The sequence below is a fragment of the Shewanella canadensis genome, assembly GCF_003966225.1.
In the GTDB taxonomy this organism is placed as follows: domain Bacteria; phylum Pseudomonadota; class Gammaproteobacteria; order Enterobacterales; family Shewanellaceae; genus Shewanella; species Shewanella canadensis.
Window position 1 is genome coordinate 287751 of the sequence record NZ_RXNU01000003.1, and the last position, 16949, is coordinate 304699.

At 41.7% G+C, this 16949-nt stretch carries 14 protein-coding genes and 2 pseudogenes; 8 read left to right on the forward strand and 8 right to left on the reverse strand.

Features of this window, described 5'->3' with window-relative positions; all coding sequences use genetic code 11:
• Positions 1-106: 106 nt before the first annotated feature.
• Positions 107-1543, reverse strand: a complete 1437-nt coding sequence (rsmF, locus tag EKG38_RS07400; RefSeq protein ID WP_126519640.1) for a 16S rRNA (cytosine(1407)-C(5))-methyltransferase RsmF — start codon at positions 1541-1543, stop codon at positions 107-109.
• A 178-nt stretch (positions 1544-1721) separates the two neighbouring features.
• Here rsmF and EKG38_RS07405 point away from each other — a divergent pair, with 178 nt between their 5' ends.
• Entirely contained in the window at positions 1722-2948 is a 1227-nt protein-coding gene (locus EKG38_RS07405) for a nucleoside recognition domain-containing protein (protein ID WP_126519641.1), read from the forward strand.
• An 84-nt stretch (positions 2949-3032) separates the two neighbouring features.
• Here the strand turns inward: EKG38_RS07405 and EKG38_RS07410 are convergent, their stop codons facing one another.
• Together EKG38_RS07410 and EKG38_RS07415 are read right to left on the reverse strand one after the other, a co-directional pair.
• The gene (locus EKG38_RS07410) at positions 3033-3926 is read right to left on the reverse strand and encodes a hypothetical protein (protein WP_126519642.1); all 894 of its coding nucleotides are present in this window, start codon (positions 3924-3926) and stop codon (positions 3033-3035) included.
• 323 nt (positions 3927-4249) lie between these two features.
• Complete coding sequence (locus tag EKG38_RS07415; protein WP_126519643.1) at positions 4250-4621, reverse strand: diacylglycerol kinase; 372 nt, start codon at positions 4619-4621, stop codon at positions 4250-4252.
• 308 nt (positions 4622-4929) lie between these two features.
• On the opposite strand from EKG38_RS07415, the gene EKG38_RS07420 reads away from it, so the two are divergent.
• Positions 4930-5775: a DNA ligase gene (locus EKG38_RS07420; protein WP_126519644.1), complete on the forward strand. Its 846-nt coding sequence runs from the start codon at positions 4930-4932 to the stop codon at positions 5773-5775.
• A gap of 296 nt (positions 5776-6071) precedes the next feature.
• Here the strand turns inward: EKG38_RS07420 and EKG38_RS07425 are convergent, their stop codons facing one another.
• From EKG38_RS07425 to EKG38_RS07435, 3 genes are all read right to left on the reverse strand, one after another.
• Positions 6072-7100: an AraC family transcriptional regulator gene (locus EKG38_RS07425; RefSeq protein WP_126519645.1), complete on the reverse strand. Its 1029-nt coding sequence runs from the start codon at positions 7098-7100 to the stop codon at positions 6072-6074.
• A 200-nt stretch (positions 7101-7300) separates the two neighbouring features.
• Positions 7301-8524, reverse strand: coding sequence for an HlyD family secretion protein (locus EKG38_RS07430; protein ID WP_126519646.1), 1224 nt, complete (start codon positions 8522-8524; stop codon positions 7301-7303).
• Positions 8524-8853: an MFS transporter gene (locus EKG38_RS07435; protein WP_126519839.1), complete on the reverse strand. Its 330-nt coding sequence runs from the start codon at positions 8851-8853 to the stop codon at positions 8524-8526. Before EKG38_RS07435 ends, EKG38_RS07430 begins: the two co-directional genes overlap by 1 nt.
• A gap of 190 nt (positions 8854-9043) precedes the next feature.
• Here EKG38_RS07435 and EKG38_RS07440 point away from each other — a divergent pair, with 190 nt between their 5' ends.
• The 6 genes and pseudogenes from EKG38_RS07440 (at position 9044) to EKG38_RS25465 (ending at position 14324) form a co-directional block, all read left to right on the forward strand.
• Positions 9044-9361, forward strand: coding sequence for a hypothetical protein (locus tag EKG38_RS07440; protein ID WP_126519647.1), 318 nt, complete (start codon positions 9044-9046; stop codon positions 9359-9361).
• 387 nt (positions 9362-9748) lie between these two features.
• On the forward strand, positions 9749-10867 hold the full coding sequence (locus tag EKG38_RS07445) for an HlyD family secretion protein (RefSeq protein WP_126519648.1): 1119 nt from the start codon (positions 9749-9751) through the stop codon (positions 10865-10867).
• Complete coding sequence (locus EKG38_RS07450; protein WP_126519649.1) at positions 10857-11891, forward strand: DUF2955 domain-containing protein; 1035 nt, start codon at positions 10857-10859, stop codon at positions 11889-11891. The genes EKG38_RS07445 and EKG38_RS07450 overlap by 11 nt, the downstream gene beginning before the upstream one ends.
• A gap of 717 nt (positions 11892-12608) precedes the next feature.
• A pseudogene (locus EKG38_RS25455) lies at positions 12609-13439 on the forward strand (NAD(P)/FAD-dependent oxidoreductase); the annotation flags it as partial.
• 54 nt (positions 13440-13493) lie between these two features.
• Positions 13494-13874 (forward strand): annotated as a pseudogene (locus EKG38_RS25460) (oxidoreductase dimerization domain-containing protein); the annotation flags it as partial.
• Between the two features lie 39 nt (positions 13875-13913).
• On the forward strand, positions 13914-14324 hold the full coding sequence (locus EKG38_RS25465; RefSeq protein WP_439332646.1) for a rhodanese-like domain-containing protein: 411 nt from the start codon (positions 13914-13916) through the stop codon (positions 14322-14324).
• Between the two features lie 342 nt (positions 14325-14666).
• Here EKG38_RS25465 and ylqF read toward each other — a convergent pair whose 3' ends face one another.
• Together ylqF and EKG38_RS07465 are read right to left on the reverse strand one after the other, a co-directional pair.
• On the reverse strand, positions 14667-15605 hold the full coding sequence (gene ylqF, locus EKG38_RS07460) for a ribosome biogenesis GTPase YlqF (RefSeq protein ID WP_126519651.1): 939 nt from the start codon (positions 15603-15605) through the stop codon (positions 14667-14669).
• Positions 15606-15796: 191 nt separating this feature from the next.
• On the reverse strand, positions 15797-16636 hold the full coding sequence (locus EKG38_RS07465; protein ID WP_126519652.1) for an isopenicillin N synthase family dioxygenase: 840 nt from the start codon (positions 16634-16636) through the stop codon (positions 15797-15799).
• Positions 16637-16949 lie beyond the last annotated feature (313 nt).

The following is a 16949-nucleotide window of genomic DNA, read 5'->3' on the forward strand; positions in this document are numbered from 1 at the left end:
GTGAGATCCTCGCGGGAATTAACTCTCTGGCTATTAGTGTAGTAGAGAGTGAAAACTCCTAGCGAGAATATTACTATTTTTTAATATAGCTTTGTAACTAAATGTTTCAGACCGATGTACTTGCATCCGAATTGGCAATTTTATCCCGCACTAAATCTCTCGGAAGAGTGTTTTTAAGTCGGCTTCCCAAATGTTTTGCAACCCCTAATGCACACCCATGATAGGTCACTATCAGTTCTCCCTGAGGCTTACCGCCATCAACGAGGGGGATATCTCTTCCCATCAGGTACTCTATGGCCTGCGCTTGGGAGAGTTCATAGCCTGTCGATTTTTCGGCTAAGGCCACGATGGCTTCATGCCTCGCCTTAAATCCTTTTTTCAACCCATCGGCGAGCTTTAAGCCAATTCTTTGAAACCGCATTTTTCCGATCAACGTTTTCATACCGGCGGGAAACAACCAATACTCCAGATCTCGCACCATAAGCATGTCATCGGTGGGAATGTCGATGTCGAAGGTTTGTTTGAAATACTGGCGCAGTTCAAGCTCAACTTTCGAGGATATGGGGGTAAACGGAAAATTCTTCTGTCTCTTCGGCTCAGGTTTTTGTCTTTCAACATCGCAGGTCTTGGTTATCTTGGCGATGAAGAATCCCTCACTATCATAGATCTGTGGCCATACGTGAAGGAAGCCTTCATCCGTGCAAGCTTTGTCTGCGTCGGGGAAGAGAGTGGCAAGGGATTCAAACTCAACCGCCTCAGGAAAGGTGGATTTGAGGTGTTCACACACGTCTTGATTTTCTAATCTGCTCAGTGCGCAGGTGGAATAGACTAAAGTCCCGCCTGTTTTTAACGCCAGGAAAGCCGATTCAAGCAGTGCTTTTTGGGTTTCGGCGATGGCGCTGTTTTCCTCTAAGCCCCAATTATTAAGTGCTAAGGGATCTTTTCGAATGGTGCCTTCGCCGCTACAGGGGGCATCGAGTAATATAGCATCGAATTGGTCATACAGGTATTCACCGAATACTCTGGCATCGAAGTGGGTGAGGGCGGTGTTACTGATTCCCATTCTAAGTACATTAGCATGAAGTACTTTCACACGGCTCGATGAATATTCATTAGCGATGAGTAGACCAGAGTTGTCCATCATTGCCGCTATCTGTGTGGTCTTAGAGCCGGGAGCCGAAGCCATATCGAGTATGGTGTGTTCAGTCTTGTCTGTTAATGCCGAAAAGAGCGCTATGGGTGGTAACATAGAGCTTGCTTCCTGAATATAAAACAGACCCTGTAGGTGTTCTACTGTGTTACCTAACTGCACGTCATTGTCGAGTGAGATCCAAAAGCCGTCCTGACACCAGGGGATCGAGTCGAGTGTCCAGCCTTTAGGCGCCATCAATGCAATGAAATCCAGGGATGAAATTTTTAGGGTATTGATTCGGATGGACGGTCGCAAAGGTTTGCTGCTGTAGCTGATAAAATCATCCATTGAGAGGTGAGCAGGCATATCTTTAGCAATGCTCTTGATAAAATCTTGATTTAGTTGAACCATAGGACTCTGACAGTTATCTAGCGGTGTGTCTTTTAACGCGATTATACCATAGCATTTAGTGGCTCGCTCTTAAGCGAACGCCATTGAGGTCGTGAGCATCACGTTTTAAGCGGCAATGAGAGTGCTTGGGTTTGTTAATCTGATAGCGCAGATTCAGTTCTAATTAAAAGGAAGTCGTGTGTTAAATCGGATTTGGTTTTTTTTCTTTATGACGGCCATGCTGGCTATTGGCGTCCAACTCTTTAATGGTCAGCTGGATGTACTCTCCGTGTCAGTGACCGCACTATTTGATAGCTCGAAACTCGCGGCCGAAATAGCCTTGGGATTAATTGGTGTGCTCTCTTTATGGATGGGTCTGATGCGAGTCGGCGAGAAAGCCGGAGTTGTCGGTTTTTTCGCAAAAATTTTTGAACCCCTCTTGTCCAGATTAATGCCTGAGGTGCCCAAAGGACACCCTGCGTATGGCAGTGTCACCATGAACCTGACGGCCAATATTTTGGGCCTGGATAATGCGGCAACGCCTCTTGGTCTTAAAGCGATGCAAGATCTACAGACGCTGAACCCGCAAAAAAGTGTCGCAACCAATGCACAGATCCTTTTTTTAGTACTCAATACTTCGTCGGTGACCTTAGTGCCGGTTACCGTTTTTCTTTACCGGGCACAGCAGGGAGCTGCGGCGCCGGCGGATATTTTTCTGCCTATACTTCTGGCAACCTCTGCTTCAACCATTTCCGGGGTGTTGGTGGTTGCGATGTTTCAGCGTTTGTCTTTGTTAAATAGCGTGATCTTGGGCTATGGCGCGTTAATTTTCGGCTCAATAATGGCGTTGGTCTTCTATTTGGGGACACTAACCACGACGGCGATAGGAACGCTGTCTACCGCTATGGGCAACGGTATACTCCTGTTGCTAGTGTTTAGTTTTATTCTTGTTGCCGGACTGCGCAAGGTTGCTGTCTATGATGAGTTTATTGTCGGTGCTAAAGAGGGATTTGCACAGTCGATAAAGCTTATTCCCTACCTGCTTGCCATGCTGCTGGCGATTGCCATGCTCAGGGCATCGGGTGCCTTAGATTACCTGTTACATCTGATCTCTTCGATTGTCTCTGCAGTGGGGGGAGATACTCGTTTTGTCGATGCCCTGCCGACGGGAATAATGAAACCATTTAGTGGTTCAGGTGCCAGAGCCATGATGTTAGAGACCATGGAACACCATGGTGTCGACTCGTTTGCCGGGCGTTTGGCAGCGATATTTCAGGGAAGTACGGAGACCACTTTCTATGTGTTGGCCGTGTATTTTGGTGCGGTGGGGATCCGCAATGGTCGTCATGCGCTGGTATGTGGCTTAACGGCTGATCTGGCGGGTATTCTTGCCGCAATTTTTGTCTGCTATCAATTCTATGGTTAAAGGGGATAGGACAGCTGGTGAAAGGTGGTCAACAGGGAGGCTGCTGCGAACCCTGCTGCCAGTTATGGCTGAGTTTTTGATAAATTAAAAATGGTAGCTTACAGACAGCATAGGTCCGATAAAGCTGTATGACAGGTTGTAATTGGCAATATTAACGCCATCAATACCCGATTTTTGCTCGTAGTCGACATCGACCTCATAATAGTTAAATGCGGCGGTCATATGCCAGTTCTCGGATATTTCGGCTTCAATTCCGGCTCTCACATCTATCAGTCGCCCATCTAAGTCGTCGAGTTTTATTTGAAAGTACTGTGCGTGAGCCCTGAAACTGAATCCCGGTGAGAACTCATAAGTACCAAAAAGCCCTATGTCGGGAAGTGGCGCTGTTATTTTTTCATCTACAACATTCGGGATCGCGGCTATTCCACAATCATCGATATTTTCACCCTCGATACAGGCGCCGACAGTGCCTTCAAAGCCGGTTTTTACAAACATGGCGTGAAGACCCAGAGATACGCCCATGTTGTAGTTGTTGCCCTGATAGAAGCTATAGCCATAACCAATTCTGGCGATATCGATATTGAGCGTGGTCTTGAGCTGACTGCCGACTTTTACATCGAAGATTTTATCATCAAGATCGACCTGAAAAGGTGTCGATATACTTTGAACCTCTGCACTTCTATGTAGTTGTTTCCAATCTATAAATATTAGGTGTTTATCGTTGAAGTGATGAAATATTTCGAAAAAAGGGAGGAATTGAGATTCTTCAAGATTCAGATCTTGTTCGAAATCAATCTTAAAGTCTTCACCTAAAATGGGGTTAGTCACATCCATGCTGGAGTTAGAATTAGAGTAAAATCCTCCAATTCGAATCACAGTTTTGCTATCAGCTTCATTGACTAACTGACTATTATCCGCGGCTAAACAGGGGGTAGCAGCTATCAGAGCTAAAACTGAGATGCCTAATCTTTTTATCATTAAGGCGACTCCACAAATAATATTTTTACCATTTAAGACGACTCCACAAATATTTTTATTATTATTTTAAGTTATTGATTCTATATAAATGAATCTGCCTGTGACTTTTATACTAACATTTTGTTTCAATTTGTGGGTGATTTGTATCAATAAATGTAAAAGTAACCGCGTTTTTATTATGGGTTTGTAGGCTGTGTCGCTGAAATAGTCGTATTTGGGTTGTGAACTAGCAAGAGCCTATCGGCCAAGGGAGTCTCAGAGGGGAAAAGATAAGGGAAAAGGAGTCATCGAGTATGACTCCTGGTTCTAATTGGAGGCTTAAGTTAAAGGTATCGGCTTGTAAGTATGACTGCCCATGTAATGCCACATAAGGCCAGACTCATAAATACAGCGGCCGAAGCGACATCTTTGGCTTGGCCACTCAGAGGGTGGATCTCATGACCAATCCTGTCGACAACGGCCTCTATTGCCGAATTTAACAACTCTACGATGAGGACAATAAAGAGGGTTAAAATTAAAAAGAGTCGCTCAATTGTGGTGATATCAACCAACAGCGCTATCGGCAGCATAATAATGGCTAGCATCAGTTCTTGTCTGAATGCGGCTTCATGCACCCATGCTAGTCTGAGTCCCTGCATGGAGAAGCCAGTGGCCCTAAATATGCGTTTTAATCCGTGATTATTTTCAGGTTTCATAACATTCCATAAGTTTTATTTTAACGGGTGCTTTACTTGTCGAGCCGATTGCGCGTGAGTATATCACCGTCAATTGATGAGACAATCGTATTTTGGCCTCACCATTAGTGTATTTGCGGCATTTGTATGATTGAAGCAATCTGAAGAGAGTATAGTGTTGGTCTGCGCGTCACTACTTTTGAGAATAACAAGATATTTGGGGGAAATGAGCATCATGTTCTACACTGTTTTCTGTGGCGGGATTAAATCTTAACTTGCTGCAGAGCTGAAGGAAGCAGCTTGAGTCATCACACGAAGGAGCGTTCATAATGTCATATGCCCAAGCATGTCGGTTGTCCTTATCACTTATTCTCATCTATTTTTCCATCGGTCTTAGTGAAGCACATGTAAATGATATTCAGCTTGCTGTCGAGCAGCGGGCCGATGCGCCGATCAGTGAATACCTTGTTAGCGAAAAACTCGATGGAGTGAGAGGCTATTGGGATGGCACTCAACTGTTTACGCGTTCAGGAAGGCTGATATCTGCGCCACAGTGGTTCACTCGTGGATTTCCAGATTATGCACTCGATGGCGAGTTATGGATGGGAAGAGGGACGTTTGAGCAGATTTCGTCATTAATAAGAAGCAAGCACCCCAATCAGGAACGCTGGCGTGAGGTTACGTTTATGGTGTTTGACTTGCCATCGCATAGCCAAGTGTTTGCCGAGAGATATTCTATAGCAAGAAGGGAGTTAGCGACCCGCTCTATCTATTTATCGGTTATAGAGCAGAAACGTTTCGACAGTGTACAAGCGCTCGATACTTGGTTTAGCCGAGTCATCGAGCAAGGCGGTGAGGGTTTGATGTTACACCACAATCAATCTCTTTATCTTAGTGGAAGAAACAAAGACGTAATAAAACTTAAGCCACTTTATGATGCGGAGGCTCGGGTGGTGGCTCATCAAGAGGGGCAAGGTAAGTTTAATGGGATGTTAGGTGCTTTAGTGGTTGAAACTCCGAGTGGGATCCGTTTCAAACTTGGAACCGGATTTACCGTGAGTGAAAGGCGTGATCCTCCACAGATAGGCTCTTTGGTCACTTATCAATACTCTGGACTCACGCAAAAAGGTACCCCTAGGTTTGCCAGTTTTCTTCGGGTAAGATTGAAAGAGTGATGATTCTTAACTGGCAGATGTGATGACACAAATAACCTCCGTCCTCTTTGTATGTATGGGTAACATACTAGTCTGGCGTTATGCGTTTTAAAATCAATAGCTTGTGGTTGCCCGCATGTATTCGCCAACACCTCCCCAATACTAGACAACAGACACTTTCCGATTTCGGCATGCGGTAATCGTCACTGAGGTTGAGTTCATAAGCTTGTATTGGAATAGATCAAAGCAGGGATAAGGTCGCGGCTTCGCGCGGTCTATCTTTATTCGTTATACGAGCTTGAATTTGGTAATACGTATTAGCGTATTATGCCTCTTACCTCATCTAAGCACTCAATATATTGTTTTGGGGTTAGCTGGTGAGCTTTTTTAAAGGCTTTAACAAAGCTTTGTGAATTGCTGAAGCCTAGTTCATTCGTAATATCTTCTATTGCTCGGTCTTCTACTAACATGTTAGGTGCCAAAATATAGATAAGTTGATACTTAACAAGCTCTGAAAAGCTATAGTTTTCTTTTTGTAGCTTTCGTTGCAACGTGAGTGGAGCAACTCCCATAATTTGAGCAATAAATTCAAGTTTAGGGTAACCATAGGCTCTAGCATAGTCAACAGCCTCAAATACACACCGAGAAAAGTCGTTTCTGTCTGGCATATTCAAGTATTTCAACAATTGCAGATCTGATGCATTGTAGGCTGGTTTATTCATCGTTTTACTAAAGGTAGGCAGCAGAGAGATATCAAACCATACCTCTGTTCTTTTTGCATTCCAAACAATCGGACACCCAAAAATTTTTTCAGCTTCTCCTTTTCCTCCCAATCTTGAACCTGGGAGATGGATAACCAATGGCTCAAAATCATCACTACCATAGTGACGTAATACGTGTATAAACTTCCAAACAGCAACAAAGCTGTCAAGCAAGCGCTCAGATAGTACTGGAATTGAAGTATCGTAACACCACTTGGTAACTTGGCTTGTGCGTTCGGTATAGCATTTAGCCCCCGATTGTAAAATTGTTGCTAAATAATTGAACCGGACAATAGCTGTAAAGAGAACAGGCGAAGATAAAACGATATTTTTTAGGAGCGGGAAGTTGTTGAAATCAAGCTTCGAGCACCCCTTTGCTACAAATAATGGGTCATTAATGTGCTCATCCAGTATGCCAAAATAGCGGGTTATCTCGTTCAACGGCATTAGGCGCATTGGTTCGTCAATTAAACTTTGAGGCAAATTGACCTTTTTAATACATCCACCATAGTAATCGTCCATGGCTTTAAGGAAAAGCCAAAACATACCTGTACGGCCAAATGAGATACCTGAACTTCCTGTCATCTTATAACTCTCAATTGCTGAAACTTAATTAGAGTAACGGTAGCATTAAACGGTTGCAACTGCATTGTTGTAAAAGAAAACAGGTTCCTATAAGCAGAGGTTCTGTAGATTTATATTTCATTTTCAATGAAGCACTCTAAGTCTATTTTAGTCAGACTTAGAGTGCTTATTTATACATATTCGTTATTCTAGTTTTGAGCTTATAACGAGTGGAAATAGTATATTTGAGATTTCATTCTGATAATGATCCCCCTAACGACATCTAAGAAAGCCATAAAAGCAATTGGTTTTTCTCCAGAAATCCATGCTAGCCCCACCGCCCCCACAGGTACATCGCTACCTTCCGCTTCGTCTATTTTCAATCGAACAAAATGGTGTTTGTTATATGCATTTTTCACTGTGGTATTTCGGACAGCAGCTTCAACAGAAACCAAGCTCCCTTGTGACTCTCCAGTTGCTTCAATTATTCCCTCAACTGTCGCGTTGAAAATTTTGCCAGGATAGATAGCGCTAGTGAATTCTGCTCGTTGGTTCCTCCTTACATTTCGAAGAGCTTGGTGGTTGACACGCATAAGGACATACTTCTCATCTGTATACATATGAATTCGCGGTGCAGCCCCAACGTATTGCCCTTCACGCATTATAAAGTTGGTAACGTAACCATCTGCCGGAGCATATATTTTGGTATGTTCCAAATTCCATTCTGCTTGTTTTAGCGCTGCAAGTGTGCGTTCATGCTCAGCTTGAGCGTCAGTGACTTTTGTAATTGCCTTCTCAATTTCTTGTTGTGCTTGTATCTGCGCAGTACGAATTTTGTCGATATTATTATCTAGAGCTACGACTTCAGCAATAGATTGATTAATTGCAGCTTGTTGTTGGTCTAGTTTTGATTCTGTTACCGTATTCGGTACTATTTTATTTTGGGTCTTATAACGTTCTCCAGTTTTATTTTTCCAGTCTAAATCTTGATTGGCAGCAAGTAAGCGTGCTTCGGCGATTTTTGCATCGTCTTCAAGACTACTTGCGGCGTGTTTTGTTATGGCGACATCATTTACCGCCATATCGATAGCCGCAGACTTACTTTTCAACTCAGCTCTGGATTGAACGACAGATAGTCGGTAAGGAGCATCTTCGAGTTCATATATTAATTCGCCTTTTGATACGCGCTGGTTAGGCTCTACATAAATCGCTTTAACGTTTCCAGTTACTTGAGTAGAAGCCGGGCGTAGTTGAATATGGGGTGATTGAACAACGGAACCTCCTGACATATCCATCGGTGTATAATTAAGTAAACCAACCCACACAAATAGTAGCCATAACCCACCGCCAGCAAATGAAAACAGCTTTGTCCCCTTATTCCAAGGCATACCAACTAATCGAAGTATATAAATTAATAATGTCCAAACCGCTAAACCTTCAATCATTACTTTGATTCCTCTAACTGTTGAGTGCTTTCAACACTACTGGTATGCCATATATCTCTAATTTTTCTAACCGCAGATTCAAAGTCCGTAAATGCGATAATAACTGCAATGACCCATACCCAGTGCCAAATAAACCCAATCCAGGTGAGTACGGTTATTAATCCGAGTTGACGGTGTTCTGATTTGTGTGCTTTATCCATGGGTAATTCGTGTATTTTCCAAAAACCAATAGCAGCTAATACAATTGTTGCCACCATTACGACAAATGCCGCTATATGCAGGCCAGTATCTGCACTTGTTTCTACAAATGGCATCGATAATAAACTCATCGTCATCTCTCTCCTCAATTAATCTCCACTAATTATGAAGGGAAATGTTTTTTATTTTTAACTTTTAACCAATCCTATCTAAAGAAGTGATTGGAATGATATAAATGCTCCAATGTGTTCGTAAGTAGGGTTTAATCCAATACTTTATAGATGAATTGAACTGTTTTTACCTATAAAGAGGACATTAAAGATGAGTAAATATGAAACATCGAGAGAGTTATTCCAATTAGCGATACAGAGTTTAGCCAATGAAGGAAGCTTTCGAAGCCGCTTGTCGCGGTCTTTGTCCATTATCTCAGTAATCAACCCGGAAAGTGAGCTACCAAGCCATACCTATGATGAATTCCAAGCGCTTAGAAGTTTGTCACATATAAACAATACTGATGATTCAGACGATGTCAGTTCTTTGTATGATAACTCGTTAAATACAATGCAGATCTCTTGTGTTATCAATTCATTTGTTCATATCTATCGATGTTTAGAGAGTATGGAGGTTTCAGTGAAATAGGGGCTAATGTAAGTGTCTTATTTAGGGGTGATGCCGTCCAAGCTCTATGTATATGACATAGGCTAGTAAGTGCATCACTGCAAATATTCTATAAATAGTTACTAATCACCTGACCGGCTAAAAGATGATTCTCATTTAAGGTGGGGCATCGAATGAACACGCGATAGCAAAGCAGGAATCCCTTGAGGAACTAGTGTTAGAGAGATGGTGTCCCATATCGAACCTATCTGATGGGGTTATTCCATTCTCACACATAAAGTATTAACGATTTATATACTCTCCAAACAAACTCAACTCAGATTACTAACTCTGGATTGACGCTAAATACGTGATGTCTAACTATTTAAAATAGACTACTATCCATTAACCAAGCGAGTAAAATTTACCATGAAACAAGAAGCTTTGAATTCAGTACAGAATGCTGATGACAAAACAGAATCAGTCGTTCAGAAAAAGTTTCAAATACTTACACTAGGCATGGCACTGTTTTCATTGGTAATATTGATATGGTATATCGCAGCTGATCAAATCACACCGTTCACTGATAACTCTCGAGTTCGAGCGTTTGTTACTCCAGTCGCCTCTTCAGTGTCTGGGTATGTAACTAGCTTACCGGTTAAAAATAATCAATTGGTGCAGCAGGGGGAGTTAATTGCCAGTATTGACCCTGAGCCATATCAACTAGCCGTTGAGCAAGCCAAAGCAGAATTAGAGTTAGCAGGGAAGGATGTGGGAGTCAAAACAGCTCATGTTGCAACAGCGAATGCTAACTTTGTAGAAGCAAAAACACAGTTGAAGCTAGCCGAGCTTAATTACCAACGAGTATATTCAATAGGGCAACAGGGGTATGTCTCTAAGTCCGAAATTGATGATGCACGGACATCTTTGGAAAGCAAAAAAGCTTATGTTGCGGCGTCGCTTGCGGAGCTTGAACAAGCAAAAGTTGATGCGGGGACCAACTTTGAACATAACCCGACACTTACAAAAGCGTTAGCGAAGCTTTCTCAGGCCGAAGTTGATCTAAAAAACACCTCGATTTACGCTCCAAGAAAGGGGATTGTTTCTAACTTACGATATGACACCGGTGTTTATGTAAGTGCAGGCTCACCTATAATGACACATATTTCAGTGACCAATGTTTGGTTAGAGGGGCACTTAAGAGAGAATAACTTACAAAATATTCAACTCGGTAATGCAGTTTCTATCGTATTTGATTCAGCTCCGGGTAAGGTATTTCAAGGAAGAGTTCGTTCCATTAGTTATGGTATTCAATTTGATTCCAGCTCGATAGTAGGCCAACTTCAGGCTTCTATTCCCAAAACTGGATGGCTAAGGGATGCTCAACGATTTCCAGTAATCGTTGAATTTACAAGTGAGATCCCTCCTGGTATTAAACGGGAAGGCGGTCAAGCTGACATAATTGTGTTCACCCAAGATAGCGGCTTATTAACATCATTGGGTCATGCGTATATAAGTATTATGAGTTGGTTGAGTTATGTCTATTAATGCTATGAATACTTCTCGTGGTGATGGGTTTCTTAAGGATATGATTCGTTATGTGTTGGCTGTTATGGTCCCTGTAATCATTACGATGATTTGGCAATGGGAGCTCGCATACATTTGTCCTACATTAGTCACGGTATTAGTCGCTCCGAAAGCTCAGGTCTTATCCAAACATCAGGTGTATTCACTGCTACTGGCAATGTTGGGATCTTCCATCGTGAGTATACTATTAATAGGACTAATAAAGCCCTATCCAGTGGTGAGCATAATAGCGACTGGTTGGGTATTGTACTGGACTTTTCGTTTTCAGGCTAAAGGAGGGAGCTTGCTTGTTGCGTTATTATGGTTGTTGTCGACGTTGAGCTATCCTGCTTTTGCTGTGTTAGACATGCAATTTACCATCAATAACATAACCGGGCTGTTAACTTCTTACTCAATCGCGATCGCTGCTTCTATTTTCTGTTTCGCGCTCATTCCCAATAAAAACACAGTTAACCAGACAAGAAAAAGCGAAGAGTACAATGAACATGAAGTTTCCCGTTTTGCTTTACAAAATACATTAGTGTTACTGCCTTTGTTTACTGCTTTTATTATGTTCGAACTACAGTATGGAATACTGTTTTTGATCTATGCTTCGTTGTTGGTCACTCAGGGCAGTTTGAACCAAGGGTTAAAGAGCCTTGTTGGCTTAATGATGGCTAACGGATTGGGCGGGTTAGTCGCTATTATCGCATTTGAATTGAGTATCATGGCACCTATTGCTCCTTTTTACATGTCGGTAGTCTTATTATTCTCAATGATATTTACGTATAAAACCTTCACGAAAGGGGCTCTCTATTCGAGTGCGTTTAGTTGTTTTTTGATATTGCTTACAGATGTGACAACCACGATTGGTTATTCAGTTGATACGTTTTTCTATGAAAGGTTACTATTTATCGCTTTAGCTAACTTGTATGTACTTTGTGCGTTTATAGTATTAAAAGCTGGCAACGCACTTAAGTCGTCACCAAAACCAATATATAGTTAATCCTTGTTCGTTGTGATGAGACATCAATTGATTTTATTAGCGATGTGATCGGAATCCACAACATTTGCAAAGGCTTAAAGCTCGTATCTATATTTAACACATTAACAGTTCCGTGCTATCGTACTAATTATCAATAGCTTACTGTGCCTGTATAAGATTCAAACTAATGAGTAAGGTCAAAACTGTGGAGCAATCCAAAAGAGTTGGTGAGGGGGATTGTAGATGCTAACTGTTAATCAATGAATTCGGTAATTGACCGATTATATCAAAAACCTCCAAAAGCTGAGATATACAGTCTATTTTGATCTACCAGAGTGGTTTTAATTTATGATGTTATACATATTATAAAGCTTAGTAGGAAATAATGAAGTCAATAATATTATTAATATATAGGGTGAGGGAAAAGAGTGTAAAAGACTTTTTAATTTATTTATGAAAATGTTTTCAGTTTCAAAGTATACAGCAATGGGGTTAGTGTTAAGTTTTAATGAGGCGTGAGATAACTTAAATCGCATTCATACAATTATCATCATTGATTGGTGGGATAAATAAAAGAAAATTAGAATTGTTAGCAAATAAGTTGCTACCTGTTATTAATAGGAGGTGGGACTTGTTACTTTATTTTCTACTTTTACCTTATATGGAGTGACATGTTTAGCTTTGTTGGAACTTTGCTACAGCAGCTTTAGCTCTTTTCAAAAAATCACTGGAGTTTATATGAGAATTTTAATAGTTGGCGGCGTGGCAGGTGGAGCATCTGCAGCAGCAAGATCTAGAAGACTTAACGAAAATGCAGAAATCGTAATGTTTGAAAGAGGTCCAGTAGTGTCGTTCTCAAACTGCTGTCTTCCTTATCATATTTCTGGGGTTGTTGAAAAAGAAGAGACGCTAATTTTGATGAATCCTAAAAAGTTCAAGGCATGGTTTAACATAGATGCACGTGTTAACAGTAATGTCATTTCAGTCAATAGCGAAGAGAAATCAATTAGGGTAGAAAATACACTAACGGGGGAGATAACCACGGAACAATATGATGCCCTAGTTGTTTCACCAGGCGCTGGTGCGATAACCCCTCCATTCAATGGCCTAGATAAGATCAATTACTACAACTTAAAGACAGTTGCTGACGTTTCTAAGATTGTGTCTTTTGCTACTGAGAAACGACCTAAGCATATGACTGTTATTGGTGGTGGATTTATTGGCTTAGAGGCTGCTGAAAATTTACGCGAACGTGGCATTGATGTCACTATCGTAGAAGGCTCAGATCAAATTATTCCTTTTGTTGATCGCGAGATATCTTACTTTGGTCAAGCTGAACTGGTGAAGCACGGCATTGAAGTCATTACTAATAATCTCGTAGAATCTTTCGATACACGTAAAGTTATTTTGAAATCAGGCAAACAAATTGAAACTGACGGTGTCATTTTAGCAATAGGCGTTAAACCATCGACGGATTTCCTAAAAGGTTCCGGTGTAGAGCTGAGTGACAGAGGCTACATTAAGGTAAGTGAGCGCTATGAAACAACCGCAAAAGATATTTACGCCGCAGGTGATGCTATTTTGGTCAAAAACCAGCTTACAGGTCAAGATTTCCCCTTAGCGATGGCTGGACCTGCCAATAAGCAAGGACGCTTGATTGCAGATAGCATTCATGGTCGAAAGATCCTTAATAAAGGCTATATTGGCAGTGGTGTCGTGAAGTTATTTGGTATCAATATAGCCTCAACTGGCTTATCAGAGAAAATGCTAAAAAATACCGAAATAGACTATGAAGTAGTTTATGCCGCTCCCCCGGGTATTGTTGGCATCATGCCTGGTGCGCATCTAGTGTATTCTAAACTGCTCTTTGAAAAAGGAACGGGAAAAATACTGGGCGGACAATTTGCTACAAAGGGATCACCTGATAAACGTGCAGATGTGGTCGCTACGGCCATAAAAGCAGGCCTAACGGTTGAAGATTTAGCTGACTTAGAGCTCTGTTACGCGCCTTCGTTTGGAACCGGTAAAGATGTCGTCAATAAGATGGGCTATATTGGGTCCAATCTGAATGAAGGTACTTTTGAACAAGTGGCATTTACAGAGGTTCATGATCTACTACAAGCAGGCGAACAAGTTATCGATGTACGGGAAGAGATCGAATATCAGGCAGGTCATATTGAAGGAGCTGTCAATATTCCTATGAGTTCTATTCGTCAGCGTTTAGATGAGTTGGACATGACAAGAACAGTGTATGTTCATTGTCGTACAGGAGAGCGAAGCTACAATATGGCTATGATGCTTGGGGCAAATGGTTTTAATGTGAAGAATATTGCTGGTAGCTATGTTTTTGTTAAAGCCTATGAAGATATGATGCAATACAACAACCCGTTGCGTAAGAATATCCTCATTGGTGATTGTAATGCTTGTGCAAGTGAACTAGAAAAGCGTAAGTAATGGCGTTACATTTATAAATTAGTGAAATCAAGAAGCCATTCTAAGGCTTCTGGTTCTTTTATTGATAAATGCAGAGCAGGAAATGATAATTTGATTGTTAAATTATCAGCAAACTCAGTTTAAATCGGATTGTGTGGTTGGTGTTTGGATGACCATTTGATGTTGATATAAAAGCCAATATTTTGAGTATTGGCTTTTATATCTCTGAGCCTTTATTTTGCTAGAACTTAGAACTTAGAACTTAGAACTTAGAACTTAGAACTTAGAACTTAGAACTTAGAACTTAGAACTTAGAACTTAGAACTTAGAACTTAGAACTTAGAACTTAGAACTTAGCATATCTTACTTATATCGTTTACCCGCACGCTTTAATCTTTCAGCTTCCTGCTTAGCCTGTTTTTTTGCTTCTTTTTCAGCGACTAACTTAGCGACTTCTACTTTTTCAATATCGATCATCTCTGGGGTTTCCAGAGACAGATGGCCAATTTTTCCAGAACGGAACTCATGTAGTACAAGCTCAGAAACTTTATGAAGGTCGATGCGTCCACCGGGACGTAGCGCTCCTCTTTTACGACCTATGGCTTCGAGAAGTCCAATATCGGTATCGGGCAATTCTTTAAGTTTATAACGCTCAGCAATCGCTTCAGGATAAGCTTGTAGAAAGTATTCTGCGGCGAACATGGCGACATCTTCATATTCCATGGCTGTGTCTTTAATGGCACCAGTTATTGCCAGGCGATAACTACTTTTTTCATTATCTACTTTTGGCCACAAGATCCCCGGAGTATCAGAGAGAACGATACCGTTTCTCAAGTTGATACGTTGCTGCACCTTAGTAACCGCAGGTTCATTACCTGTCTTAGCGATGGTTCTGCCTGCGAGTGTGTTGATGATGGTGGACTTTCCGACGTTCGGGATCCCCATGATCATGGTGCGGATATCTTTTTCAAGTTTGTCACGGCTGGGAACAAACTTTCGACAGAGATCCGGAATGATCTTGACTTGAGCAGCCTGTAAAGTGGTAATCGCCATCGCTTTTACCCCTTGTTCACGCTCCAGGTATTCGATCCAACGTTGGGTTACTTCAGGATCTGCTAAATCAGATTTATTCAGCAGCTTAATACAGGGCTTATCACCACGGAGTGTTGAAACCACTGGGTTTTCACTACTATATGGGATCCTTGCGTCGAGCACTTCGATAACCAGATCGACCTGAGGCATGACCTCTTCAATCTCTTTACGTGCCTTATGCATATGTCCCGGGTACCACTGAATTGCCATTTTAACGCTCTGTATTAATTCTGTTAGGGGGATTTTACCTTGTTAAGGAAAAATTTCATCAACAAAAAAGCGCCAATAGGCGCTTTTGTATGCGGGTTACGAAAAGTCCAGCCCAGTAATGGCCGTGAATTCATGCATAGCCTGATGTGAGCGTGACTCCTTCTCTCTTTTTGAGAGAGAATTTATTGGGATTAGATAACCCCGAGTTCTCTTAATCGTTCCATCAGATAGCTGTCAGCCGTATATCTGCTGGAGAGAACGACTTCCGGTTTAGGATGTAAAAATAGGGGCAGCGAGACTCTCGCTTTAGAGGTATCGGCGCCTTCAGGGTTTACGACTCTATGTGTAGTGGAAGGGAAGTAGCCTCCGGAGGCTTCTTGTAACATGTCGCCGATATTGATGATGAGGTTACCGAAATCACAAGGCACATCTAACCAATTCCCATCTTTGGCTTTTACCTGTAATCCGGGTTCATTCGCTGCCGGCAAGATAGTCAGTAAGTTAATATCTTCATGAGCCGCAGCGCGAATGGCACCGAGTTCCTCATCTCCTGACATTGCCGGATAATGTAGAACGCGCAGTAAGGTTTTATGGCTCTCTTCTATCATCTTAGGCAGGGCGATAGAGTAATTCACTGCGACATCGGCAGGCGTGTGTGTTTCAACCCATTGCAGCAATTCGGCTGCCAACTCATTTGCCTGTTGATAATAGGTTAAGATGTTTTCTCTTAGTGAATCAGGGATCCGGCCCCATGGATAAACGTGGTAATACTCCTTGATATCTTTAACGGTATGACCCTTAGCCGTTTCAGATATTTCTGAGGGGAAAAAGCCATCTTGTGTTTCCGGTTTAAACATAAAATCATGTTTCTCCGGGCTATTGAAAAATGCCTGCCACTCTTGGTAGATAGCTTCTACCAGGGATTTATCTATGGTGTGATTGGAAAGTACGCCGAAGCCGGTGTCTCGTAAGGACTGTACAAATTTTTCTGCACTATCATGTGCTTGATAGTTAATTGTTTCTAGTTTCATCTCAATTCTTCTTGTTTTATGACCCCGGCGCATTCTAACCAGCAGATGACTAACTCGCAACTAAGTGTGATTGAAATCACGTTTTTATTGTCTGGTATCTACGCCAATGTTATTTGTGGGTTCAAATACTTCCATATTAATAGATGGATAGAGGAAAACGAGGTGAAAAAAATAAAGTCAGATTAATTCCGACTAAAATGATAGGGATTAGGTCGTTTGGGTATAGTTGTCGAGCGGGATTGTCGCTTAGGGAAGTGAAAGGGATAATACTTATATCGGGTCTAATGAATATGATTTTCTAAGGTAGAGATAG